This is a genomic window from Stella humosa (assembly GCF_006738645.1).
In the GTDB taxonomy this organism is placed as follows: Bacteria; Pseudomonadota; Alphaproteobacteria; order ATCC43930; family Allostellaceae; genus Allostella; species Allostella humosa.
Genome location: NZ_AP019700.1, coordinates 135,213 through 145,442, shown reverse-complemented (window position 1 = coordinate 145,442; position 10,230 = coordinate 135,213). Strand labels below are relative to the sequence as shown.

Here is a 10,230-nt window from a genome sequence, read left to right as displayed (position 1 = left end):
ACGCTACAGCACGCTGCCGACGAACTGCTGGAACTCAGCCGTCTGCGGCCGGGCGAACAGCTCGGCGGTCGGCCCCGTCTCCCACACCCGGCCCTGGTGCATGAAGATGACGGTGTGGGCGACGCGGCGCGCGAAGCCCATCTCGTGGGTGACGAGGATCATCGTCATGCCGCCCTTCGACAGGTCCTCCATCACCTTCAGCACCTCGACCGTCAGTTCGGGATCGAGCGCCGAAGTCACCTCGTCGAACAGCATCACCTGGGGCGACAGGGCCAGCGAGCGGGCGATCGCGACGCGCTGCTGCTGCCCGCCCGAAAGCTGCTCGGGATAGGCCGCGGCCTTCTCGGCCAGCCCCACCTGGTCCAGGACGCGCAGCGCCACCTGCCGGGCCTCGGCCCGCGGCTTCTTCTGCACCAGGGTCAGGGCGAGCGTGATGTTGCGCTCGACGGTCAGGTGCGGGAACAGGTTGTAGCTCTGGAAGACCATGCCGACATCGCTGCGCAACTGGGCCTTGTTCCAGCTACCCGGCCGGCCGACCTGGTGGCCGCAGATCTCGATCGTGCCGCCCTGGATGTCCTCCAGCCCGTTCAGGCAGCGCAACATCGTGCTCTTGCCCGAGCCGCTGCGGCCTACGACCGCCACCATCTGGCCCGGCATGACCGAGAAGGACACGCCGTCCAGCACCTTCAGCGGCCCGAAGGATTTCTCCAGCCCGGTGACGCGGACGATGGGCTGGCTTGCCTCCGGCATGGCCGCGGCAGCGGCATCAGCGCGCGACATTGAGCCTCCTCTCGAGATAGCGGCTGGCCACCGACAGGGGGTAGCAGAGCGCGAAGTAGATCGCCCCCACGCAGATGAAGACCAGGAACGGCTGGAAGGTGGAGTTGTTGACGATCTGGCCCGCCCGGGCCAGCTCGATGAAGCCGATGATCGAGGCGAGCGAGGTGTTCTTCACCACCTGGACCATGAAGCCGACCGTGGGCGGGATGGCGATGCGCGCCGCCTGGGGCAGGATGACCCAGACATATTGCTGGAAGCGGGCAAGGCCGAGGCAGTCGGACGCCTCCCACTGCGTCTTCGGCACCGACTGGATGCAGCCGCGCCAGATCTCGCCCAGGAAGGCGCCGGTATAGAGCGTCAGCGCCAGGCCGGCCGCCACCACCGGTTCCAGCTTGGCGCCCAGGATGCCCAGGCCGAAATAGGCCAGGAACAGCAGGATGAGCAGCGGCGTGCCCTGAACGAGCTGGATGTAGCCGATCGCCAGCCAGCGCAGCGCCCGCCATTTCGACAGGCGCCACAGGGCCAGCACCATCCCCAGCACCGCCCCGCCGACGAAGGCGATCAGCGACAGGGCGATCGTCCACTTGGCCGCATCCAGCAGGTAGAGCAGGTGGAAGCTGTTGAATTCGCGCATCTGCCCGGCCCCTCAGAGCGCCGTGCCGAGGCGGCGGCGGCGCACGAAGAGGAAGGCGCCGATCACCCAGAAGCCGAACCGGTAGAGGAAGGACAGCGCGAGGTAGACGATCGCCACCACGATATAGACCTCGAAGCTGCGATAGGTGTCCGACTGGATCAGGTTGGCGACCGCCGTCAGCTCCTCGGCCGAGATCTGCGAGGTGATGCTGGAGGCCAGCATCAGCAGTACGAACTGGCTGCTGAGGGCGGGGTAGACCCGCTCCATCGCCGGCAGCAGGACGATATGGAGGATCACCTGCAGCCGCTTCAGGCCGAGGCAGTCGGCCGCCTCGACCTGGGTGCGGGGAATCGATTCGATGCCGGCCCGCATGATCTCGGTCGTGTAGGCGCCGACATTGATCACCAGCGCGATGATGGCCGACATCTCGGCGCTGAGCTTCAGCCCGAGCGTGGCGATGCCGAAATAGACGATGAAGATCTGCACCAGCAGCGGCGTGTTGCGGATGATCTCGACATAGGCGCCGACCAGCCGGGCCACCAGCGGATGGCCATAGACGCGCAGCACGGCGCAGGTGGTGCCGAGCGCGAAGCCCAGCGTGATCGCGACCACCGTGAGCTGGATGGTGAGCCACGCCCCGGCCAGGAAATCCGGCCAGCGGTCGGCCAGGAAGGCGAAGTCGAACTCGTAGGACATCCGACCCTCAGCCCCCGCGCGGCGTCAGGTCGTAGATGCGACAGGCATTGTCGCAGAAGAGGCGCGCGCGCTCTTCGGCCGCGAACCCGGCCGTGATGCGCTCGAACCCGCCATAGATCTCGTCGTAGCTGGCGCACAGCCCGTCGACGGGGAAGTTGCTGGCGAACATCGCCCGGTCGGTGCCGAAGAGGTCGATCGTCGTCAGCACGATCTCGCGGTTGGCCTCCACCGTCCAGGGCTGGCCGCGGACGCCGACGCCGGAGATCTTGACCATGACGTTGTCGCAGGCCGCCACGCCGGCCATCGCGGCGCGCCAGTCGGCGATTCCCTGCGCGCTGCGGTCGGCCGGCAGGCCGGTATGGTTCAGGATGATGGTGGTGTCGGGAAAGGCGCGCGCCAGGTCGACCGCCTCGTGCAGGTGCCACCAGGGCGTCTGCAGGTCGAAGCGCAGGCCGTTCCGGGCCAGCTCGGCAAAGCCCGCGCGCCAGGCCGGGTCGGCCATGCCGCCGGGCCGGCCGTCGCCGGGCGCGGGGTTGGCGCGCGGCTTGTGCCGCACGCTGCGCACGAAGTCGAAGCCGGCCAACCGCTCCAGCAACGCCGGCGCGTCCTCGCGGTCGAGCCAGGCCTGGGCGACGGCGACCGATGGCAGGCCGCTCTCGCGCCGCAGCCGGGCGACATAATCCATCTCGCCCACGGGATCGCGCGGGTCCCACTCCGTCTCGACATAGACCGTGCCGACGACATCGTAGGCCGCGGCGTCGGCCAGCAGGTCGGGCGCCAGGTAGACACGGCGCAGGCCGCTATAGTCGCCATAGCGGAACGGGATCGGCGGCTGGTCGCGCAGCCAGGGATGGTAGTTGCGCTCCGCGTCCCAGAAGTGATGGTGGGCGTCGACGATCCTCGGCTTGGCCATGGCGCTGGCGGCTCTCCGGTTGGCGGCAGGGAGGGGGCGGGCGGCAGGCCCGCCCCCGATCGCTTTCGCTTCCGGTCAGCCGGCGGCCTTGACGACCTGCTCGGGCAGGTCATGACCATGGTGCTTCTTGTAGATCGTGTTGAGGTTGCCGTTCTTCAGGTTCGCGCGGATCCAGCCATTCACTTCTTCGAGCAGCTTGGTCTCGCCCTTCTTCACGCCGACCGCCAGGTCGAAGACCTGCAGCACGAACTTCATCTCGAGATTGCGGCCGGGGTTCTTGGCCGCGACCGGGGCCAGCAGCAGCTCGGCCGTGCTGAACAGATCGACCTGGCCGCTGACGAAGGCCTGGGTCGCCGTGGCGTCGTCCTCGTAGCGGACGATCTTGGCGCCCTTGGCCGCCTGCTGGAGATAGGTGTCGTGGGTCGTGCCGCGGGTCGTGCCGACGGTCTTGCCGTTCAGGTCCTCGAGCGACTTCACGTTCATGGACTTGGTGCCGCCGATGACGGTGCGCAGCGTGGCGTAGGGCAGCGAGAAGTCGATGACCTTGGCGCGCTCGGGTGTGATCGACAGCGTGGAGATGACGAGGTCGGCCTTGCCCGTCTGCAAGGACGGGATGCGCGAGGCGCCCGTCGTCGGCACGATCTCCAGCTCCACGCCCCAGTCCTTGGCGAGCGCGCGGGCGGTGTCGACGTCCGACCCGGCCGGCTGCATCTTGTCGTCGGTCATGCCATAGGGCGGCACCCCGAAATCGATGGCGATGCGGATCTTCTTGGCCTTGCGGATGTCGTCCAGCGCATCGGCATGGACGGCCGGAGCCACGGCCAGCAAGGTGACGGCGGCGATCGCGACGCCGCGGAGCAGGTTCGAGAGCTTCATGTTCCCTCCCTAGGGGTTATGGGGTTTGGTCATTTCTTCTTGTCGTAGAGACGGATGATCGAAGCCGGGTCGACCATCGCATTTTCCGGTGTGACATGGGCATCGTGCCGCCGAACGGCGGCCGTGACCAGGGGCAGGTCGAGGCCGAGGCCGGCCACGAACTCCTCCACCGCGTGCACATCCTTCAGCAACTGCCGGGCATAGGCGCGCGGCGGGTCGAAGTCGCGCGCCTGCATGCGCGGGTAGAGCTGCTGCAGCAGGGTTCCGTCGGCATGCCCGCCCTTCAGGCATTGCGGCAGGCGGGCGGCGTCGATGCCCGACGCCTCGGCCAGCGCCAGCACCTCGGCCATCAGCACGTAGTTGGTGCCGACGATCGCCTGGTTGATCAGCTTGGCCGTCTGGCCGGCACCGCACGGGCCCATGTGGGTGAAGTTGGCGGCAAGGTCGGCCATGACCGGCGCCACCGTCGCCATGTCGGCCGCGGCCCCGCCGGCCATCACGGTCATCGAACCCTCGCGCGCGGCCACGGTGCCACCCGACACCGGCGCATCGACCCAGCCCATGCCGGTCTCGTCGCGCAGGCGGCGCGCCAGCTCGGCAGTGCGGCCGGGATGGGCGGTCGAATGGTCGACCAGGATCTTGCCGGGTGCCGCGCCCTCGGCGATCCCGCCCGGGCCGAAGACGCAAGCCTCCACAGCGGCCATGTGCAGCACGCACATCAGGACGATGTCGCTGGCGCCGGCGACCTCGGCCGGCGATGCGGCCGCGACGGCGCCGGCCGCGACCATCGGCGGCACGCGCTCGGGCTCCAGGTTCCAGACGGTGACCTGCCAGCCGCGCTCCAGCAGCCGCAGGGTCATCTCGGTGCCCATCAGCCCGAGCCCGATATAGCCCAGGCGCGGGCGGCCGCCCGTCATCGTCATGGCTCCTGGTTGGTCATGCGGTCATAGACGCGGAACAGCGCCTGGTTGCCCTTGCCGCCCTCGCCATGGCCGCGGGCGTCGAGATACTGGCTGGTGACCAGGGCCGTGCCAGGCAGGGGCACGCCCAGCGAGAAGGCGAGTTCCCCCACCAGGCGCAGGTCCTTCAGCATCAGGTCGATGCGGAAACCGGCCTGGTCGTCCTTGGCGATCATCGCCGTGCCCAGCTTGTCCAGCATCCAGGACGCAGCCGAGCCGCCCAGCATCACCTCGCGCAGGATGACCGGGTCGACGCCGGCCGCCCGGCCGAGCGCCAAGGCCTCGCACACCGCCTGGAGATTGAGGCCGACCATCACCTGGTTGCAGAGCTTGGCCGTCTGGCCGGCGCCGCTGTCGCCGACGCGCACGATCGTCTTGCCCATCGCCTCCAGTGCCGGCCGCGCCTTCTCGAAGGCTGCCGCCTCGCCACCGATCATGATCGAGAGCGTGCCGTTCTTGGCCCCGATCGGCCCGCCGGAGACGGGGCCGTCGAGCAACGCCACGCCGACCGCGGCCAGTGCCGCATGCATGCGCCGCGTTGCCTCGGGCGAGATGGTGCTCATGTCGATGACGACGCCGCCGGGCGGCGGGTTGTCGCGCACGCCACCGGCGCCGAGCAGGACATCTTCGACCTGCGGCGTGTCCGGCAGCATGGTGACGACGAGGTCGGCGCCGGCCGTTGCCTCGGCGATGCTGGCCGCCACCTCGGCGCCGTGGGCACGGAGCGATTCGGCCGCGCCTTCGACCACGTCGTAGGCCCGCACGCGGTGGCCCGCCGCAAGCAGGTTTAGCGCCATGTCGCGCCCCATGGTGCCGATCCCGATGAATCCGACTGCTGTCACTGTCCGGCGTCCCTCCCCAGAGTCGCTGGCAGCAGTTAAGCCGCATTCGGCGCCGGTATCAAGAATGCTGCATACAGCGTGCAGGATTGGCTACTATGGGACGCATGGGGCGAAACATGGATCAACCCGCCGCGCTGACGGATCCACCGCCGGATGCCGGGTTCGAGCGGCCGCCGATCGTGCGTCAGAACCTGCACGACGCGGTCGTCGGCCGCGTGCGCGACATGATCATCGAGGGGGAGCTGGCGCCCGGCAGCCGCATCCACGAGGGCAATCTCGGCCGCGCGTTGGGCGTCTCGCGCACGCCACTGCGAGAGGCGCTGAAGTTCCTGGCGAGCGAGGGGCTGATCGAGCTGGTGCCGGCGCGCGGCGCCATCGTCCGCCGCTTCACGCCCAAGGACGTGCAGGACGCCCTGTCGGTCCTGGGCAGCCTGGAGGCGCTGGCCGGGCGGCTGGCCTGCGCCCAGGCCAGCGACGCCGAGCTGGCGGAGATCCGCCGCGTCCACGACGCGATGATGGAATGCTATGCCGCCCGCGACCGGCTGCCCTACTTCAAGCTGAACCAGGAGATCCACAGCCGCATCCTCGCCGCGTCGGGCAACGCGGTGCTGGCCTATGTCCACGGCATCCTGCAGGCGCGCCTGAAGCGCATCCGCTATGTCGGCAACGAGGCGCCCGACCGCTGGGCGGGCGCAGTCGCCGACCACGAGGCGATCATCGCCGCATTGGACCGCCGCGATGGCGAGGCGGCCGCCGCCGCGCTCGCCGCCCACATGGAAGCAAGCTGGGAGCGGGTGCGCGATTCGGTGGCCGACGCCCCCGAGAGCGCACCCGGCTAGGAGATCGCGGCCGTCGCCAGGGGTGCCGGCCGGCCGAGCAGGTAGCCCTGCCCGCGCGTGAAGCCCAGCGCCCGGAGCGTCGCCAGTTCGCCCGCCGTCTCGATCCCCTCGGCCACCAGGGTGGCCCCCGTCTCTCGCGCATAGAAGATCATGGCGCTGGCCAGGGCGCGGCGGGCCGGGTCGGTGTCCAGGCCGCGCGTCAGGCTCATGTCCATCTTGATGGCGTCGGGCGCGATGCGGACGATGTGCTGCAGGCCGGAATAGCCCGCACCCGCATCGTCGACGGCCACCTTCAGCCCCTGGCGGCGCATCGGGCCCAGGCAGGCATCCAGCCGGGCATAGTCGCCGACCCGGTCGTGCTCGGTCAGTTCCAGGATGATCCGATGCATGGGCCGGGTCCCGAGCACGCCCGGCAGCGCGGCGCTGACCGCCGTTTCCGGCGAGACGTTGACCGAGAGCGCCACGCCCTCCGGCAGGACCGCGAAAGCCGTCAGTGCCGCCTCGACCGCCTTCAGCTCGAGTTCGACCGCCAGGCCGACATCGGCGGCATCCCCGAACCACTGGTCGGGCGAGCGATAGGGCTGCGGCGTGAAGCGGCAGAGCGCCTCATAGGCGACGATGCCGCCGCCGCAGAGGTCAAGGATCGGCTGGTAAAGGAACGCGAACGCCCCTGCATCGATCACCGCGTGGATCGCCGCTCGACGGTCGCGCCTAGCCCGCCGACGGTCGAGCTCGGCATTCACCTGCCGGGCGGCCAGGTCGGCGAAGACCCGCATCGTCTCCAGGTCGCGCGGGTTGAGAGTCGGGTTCGGCCGCGGGCTGAGGCAGCAGAACATGCCGAACGGGGTGCCGTCGCGCAACCGAATCGGCAGGCTGGCGTGCGATCCGATCGGCACCGCGCCGGTGATCGGCATGGCGACGGCCAGCGGCTCCTGCGCGGTATCGGGAATCAGTCCGGGCAGGCGGCCGGCCAGGATGTGGTTGCAGTAGACGTCGTCGAGCGAGCGGGAATCGCCGGGCTTGATGAGGTGTTCCAGCCCCGGCGCGTCGACCCGCCGGAAGACCGACTGGCCGTCGACGAATTCCGAGAAGTAGGCGACCTCCATGCCGAGATGGTTGCGGATGGCGACCAGCGCCCCCTGGACCACGTCTTCTTCGTCCCAGTCCCCGGCCAGCGCCCCCAAGGCGGTCTCGAACCCAGGCATTCCCACCCCGACATTTCCGATCTTGCGGCCCGGTATACGCTGGCGGGCACTGAATCGATCACATGATCAGAACAATCCGCGATCAGAACAATCCGGCGGGCTGGACCCGTCCCCGCGCGCCGTCGCCGGCGACCGGCCGGCGCTCGACGATGCGGCTGCGGAACCAGTCGTCGAGCATCGCCTTCTCGTAGTGCAGCAGGTCGCCCGAACGCCGGCCGGCGGTGCGGGTCAGGTATTCCAGGTCGCGGATAGTCTCCTCGGCCTCGGCCACCAGCACGCCGTCCTCCTCCAGCACCCAGCGCAGCGCGATCCGCGGCCAGGTGATGTCGCGCAGCACGCGGACATCGCGGGTATGGGCGCGCCACGGCTCGTAGCGGCCGGCCAGGTCGATGTCGCGAATCTCGATGCGCAGGGACTGGCCGGGGGCCAGGTGGCGCTGGCCGAGCTGGCTCAAATGTTCGTGAAGTCCCTCCACCGTCGGCTCCGTCGCCCGCAGGCCGCGCTCGCGGTGCAGGCCGGCATCGGTGAAGCGGGCGGGATCGGCGAATAGCACCTCGATGTCGGCGCGGGCCGGGATCGCCGAAAATGCAGCCAGAACGGGCGTCGCCAGCATGGCGGCGATGGCGATCGAGCGGACGAAGACCATCATGCACCTCCTCCAACGTTCGACGGCAGCGATATGGAACGGCGGGACCGCTTTGCCACTAGCGATCCAGGCGCCGATAGAAGACCGACATGGTGGCGATTTCGAGGCCGAAGCGGCGGACGGAGGCGCGCGCGATCAACACGCCGTCCGGTTGCAGCCAGAACCAGTCGTCGAAGCCGAGCCGCGTGCCATCGGCCACGGGCGACCGGCGCTGGTAGACCCAATGGAAGGCGTTGCCCGCCTGGCGACCGCTGGCGGTGCCGACCAGGGCGGGCTCGCGGCCCTCGTAGCGGCCGGGCTCCTGCCGCAGGATCGCCCATTCCAGACGATCGACCTGGCCGTCATCGAAGCGATAGGTCTCGGTCAGGCGCAGGGTCTGGGCGGGCTCGTCCCACACCCCCTCGGCCTCGATGCGGAACTGCTTCTGCAAGGTGCCGAAGCGGCTCTGCATGATGCCCCAGCCTTCGCTGCGACCAGCGAAATACTCCTCCAGCACCAGGGTGGGCGTACGACCGGCGAAATCGTCGATGTCCATGTCCGAGCACCCGAGCAGCAGGCCGAGCAGGGGTGCGACCCAGCCACGCCGCCATAGTCGGCCCATCGCCATTCCGGTCGCCTCCGCTTTCGCTGCGCTGCCAACCCGGGACATGCCGCCGCGGTTCCGCCGGCATGATGGCCATGCAGCTTTGGGGGGTGGTGCGGCGCGCGCGGCGCGGCGACAATCGCGGCCGGGAAACGGTCCAATACCCAGCGCGAGGGAGAAGACATGGAATATCGACTGCTCGGCGGCTCCGGCTTCATGGTGCCGGCACTCAGCTTCGGCACCGCCACGTTCGGCGGCGGCACGGACTTCTTCCGCGCCTGGGGCGCCACCGACGTGGCCGAGGCCAAGCGGATGGTCGACCTCTGCCTGGATGCCGGGCTCAACATGTTCGACAGCGCGGACGCCTATTCGGTCGGCATGGCCGAGGACATCCTGGGCGCGGCGATCAAGGGCCGGCGCAACGACCTGCTGATATCGACCAAGGCGACCTTCCGCGTCGGCAAGGGGCCGAACGACGTCGGCTCTTCCCGCCACCACCTGATCGCCGCCTGCGAGGCCAGCCTGAAGCGCCTGGGCACCGACCACATCGACCTGTGGCAGATGCACGGCTTCGACGCGCTGACGCCGATCGAGGAGACGATGCGGACGCTGGACGACCTCGTGCGGGCCGGCAAGGTGCGCTACATCGGCTGCTCCAACTTCTCCGGCTGGCACCTGATGAAGGCGCAGGCGATCGCCGACCGCTACGGCTGGACGCGCTACGTCGCCCACCAGGCCTACTATTCGCTGCTCGCCCGCGAGTTCGAGTGGGAGCTGATGCCGGTCGGGATCGACCAGAAGGTCGGCACGGTGGTGTGGAGCCCGCTCTCCGGCGGCCGCCTGTCGGGAAAGATCGGCCGCAACCGCGTCGTCCCCGCCGGCTCCCGCCACGCCCAGCTCGGCACCATGGGGCCGGAGTATCCGCAGGAACAGCACTACGACATCGTCGACGTACTCCAGACCCTGGCCGAGGAGACCGGGCGCACCATCCCGCAGGTGGCGCTGAACTGGGTGCTGCGCCGGCCGACCGTCTCGACGGTGATCGTGGGTGCCCGCGACGAGGCGCAGCTACGCGAGAACCTGGGCGCGGTCGAGTTCGTCCTGACCCCCGAACAGGTCGCGCGCCTGGACGAGGCCAGCTATCGCCCGCCGACCTATCCCTACTGGCACCAGCGCCGCACCAGCAGCGACCGCAACCCGCCGCCCTTCAAGTAGGGCCGCTGCGGACCGGCGCCCGGACAATCGGGCGCCGGTCCG

At 69.5% G+C, this 10,230-nt stretch carries 12 protein-coding genes; 2 read left to right on the top strand and 10 right to left on the bottom strand.

Annotation, left to right across the window (positions count from 1 at the left end; genetic code table 11):
• Positions 1-3: 3 nt before the first annotated feature.
• The 7 genes from STVA_RS00710 to STVA_RS00680 all read right to left on the bottom strand — a co-directional run bounded on the left by STVA_RS00710 (position 4) and on the right by STVA_RS00680 (position 5,700).
• Complete coding sequence (locus tag STVA_RS00710) at positions 4-780, bottom strand: amino acid ABC transporter ATP-binding protein (RefSeq protein ID WP_276330460.1); 777 nt, start codon at positions 778-780, stop codon at positions 4-6.
• Positions 767-1,414: an amino acid ABC transporter permease gene (locus STVA_RS00705; protein ID WP_123690010.1), complete on the bottom strand. Its 648-nt coding sequence runs from the start codon at positions 1,412-1,414 to the stop codon at positions 767-769. The genes STVA_RS00710 and STVA_RS00705 overlap by 14 nt, the downstream gene beginning before the upstream one ends.
• Positions 1,415-1,426: 12 nt before the next feature.
• Positions 1,427-2,110: an amino acid ABC transporter permease gene (locus STVA_RS00700; RefSeq protein WP_123690011.1), complete on the bottom strand. Its 684-nt coding sequence runs from the start codon at positions 2,108-2,110 to the stop codon at positions 1,427-1,429.
• 7 nt (positions 2,111-2,117) lie between these two features.
• Positions 2,118-3,023 (bottom strand): amidohydrolase family protein, encoded by a 906-nt coding sequence (locus tag STVA_RS00695; RefSeq protein WP_123690012.1) that lies wholly within the window; start codon positions 3,021-3,023, stop codon positions 2,118-2,120.
• 75 nt (positions 3,024-3,098) lie between these two features.
• Entirely contained in the window at positions 3,099-3,899 is an 801-nt protein-coding gene (locus tag STVA_RS00690; RefSeq protein WP_123690013.1) for a transporter substrate-binding domain-containing protein, read from the bottom strand.
• Between the two features lie 29 nt (positions 3,900-3,928).
• On the bottom strand, positions 3,929-4,816 hold the full coding sequence (locus STVA_RS00685) for an NAD(P)-dependent oxidoreductase (protein ID WP_123691257.1): 888 nt from the start codon (positions 4,814-4,816) through the stop codon (positions 3,929-3,931).
• A 2-nt stretch (positions 4,817-4,818) separates the two neighbouring features.
• Complete coding sequence (locus STVA_RS00680; protein ID WP_197735755.1) at positions 4,819-5,700, bottom strand: NAD(P)-dependent oxidoreductase; 882 nt, start codon at positions 5,698-5,700, stop codon at positions 4,819-4,821.
• Between the two features lie 116 nt (positions 5,701-5,816).
• Here STVA_RS00680 and STVA_RS00675 point away from each other — a divergent pair, with 116 nt between their 5' ends.
• Positions 5,817-6,539 carry a GntR family transcriptional regulator gene (locus tag STVA_RS00675; protein ID WP_123690015.1) on the top strand — a complete coding sequence of 241 codons (723 nt, stop codon included), beginning with the start codon at positions 5,817-5,819 and terminating at the stop codon, positions 6,537-6,539.
• On the opposite strand, the gene STVA_RS00670 is transcribed toward STVA_RS00675, so the two are convergent.
• From STVA_RS00670 to STVA_RS00660, 3 genes are all read right to left on the bottom strand, one after another.
• Positions 6,536-7,744 carry a sensor domain-containing phosphodiesterase gene (locus STVA_RS00670; RefSeq protein WP_123690016.1) on the bottom strand — a complete coding sequence of 403 codons (1,209 nt, stop codon included), beginning with the start codon at positions 7,742-7,744 and terminating at the stop codon, positions 6,536-6,538. The genes STVA_RS00675 and STVA_RS00670 overlap by 4 nt on opposite strands.
• Before the next feature lie 82 nt (positions 7,745-7,826).
• Positions 7,827-8,393, bottom strand: a complete 567-nt coding sequence (locus tag STVA_RS00665; protein ID WP_123690017.1) for a DUF3016 domain-containing protein — start codon at positions 8,391-8,393, stop codon at positions 7,827-7,829.
• Between the two features lie 55 nt (positions 8,394-8,448).
• Positions 8,449-8,997 carry a DUF3833 family protein gene (locus STVA_RS00660; protein WP_197735753.1) on the bottom strand — a complete coding sequence of 183 codons (549 nt, stop codon included), beginning with the start codon at positions 8,995-8,997 and terminating at the stop codon, positions 8,449-8,451.
• A gap of 159 nt (positions 8,998-9,156) precedes the next feature.
• Here STVA_RS00660 and STVA_RS00655 point away from each other — a divergent pair, with 159 nt between their 5' ends.
• Positions 9,157-10,188 carry an aldo/keto reductase gene (locus STVA_RS00655; protein ID WP_123690018.1) on the top strand — a complete coding sequence of 344 codons (1,032 nt, stop codon included), beginning with the start codon at positions 9,157-9,159 and terminating at the stop codon, positions 10,186-10,188.
• Positions 10,189-10,230 lie beyond the last annotated feature (42 nt).

Excerpts from the sequence above, each read along its gene's own strand:
- STVA_RS00695 (WP_123690012.1), bottom strand. The coding sequence starts at position 3,023 with ATGGCCAAGCCGAGGATCGTCGACGCCCACCATCACTTCTGGGACGCG.
- STVA_RS00705 (WP_123690010.1), bottom strand. The coding sequence starts at position 1,414 with ATGCGCGAATTCAACAGCTTCCACCTGCTCTACCTGCTGGATGCGGCC.
- STVA_RS00655 (WP_123690018.1), top strand. The coding sequence starts at position 9,157 with ATGGAATATCGACTGCTCGGCGGCTCCGGCTTCATGGTGCCGGCACTC.
- STVA_RS00690 (WP_123690013.1), bottom strand. The coding sequence starts at position 3,899 with ATGAAGCTCTCGAACCTGCTCCGCGGCGTCGCGATCGCCGCCGTCACC.
- STVA_RS00685 (WP_123691257.1), bottom strand. The coding sequence starts at position 4,816 with ATGACGGGCGGCCGCCCGCGCCTGGGCTATATCGGGCTCGGGCTGATG.
- STVA_RS00710 (WP_276330460.1), bottom strand. The coding sequence starts at position 780 with ATGTCGCGCGCTGATGCCGCTGCCGCGGCCATGCCGGAGGCAAGCCAG.
- STVA_RS00665 (WP_123690017.1), bottom strand. The coding sequence starts at position 8,393 with ATGATGGTCTTCGTCCGCTCGATCGCCATCGCCGCCATGCTGGCGACG.
- STVA_RS00700 (WP_123690011.1), bottom strand. The coding sequence starts at position 2,110 with ATGTCCTACGAGTTCGACTTCGCCTTCCTGGCCGACCGCTGGCCGGAT.
- STVA_RS00670 (WP_123690016.1), bottom strand. The coding sequence starts at position 7,744 with ATGCCTGGGTTCGAGACCGCCTTGGGGGCGCTGGCCGGGGACTGGGAC.
- STVA_RS00660 (WP_197735753.1), bottom strand. The coding sequence starts at position 8,997 with ATGGCGATGGGCCGACTATGGCGGCGTGGCTGGGTCGCACCCCTGCTC.
- STVA_RS00675 (WP_123690015.1), top strand. The coding sequence starts at position 5,817 with ATGGATCAACCCGCCGCGCTGACGGATCCACCGCCGGATGCCGGGTTC.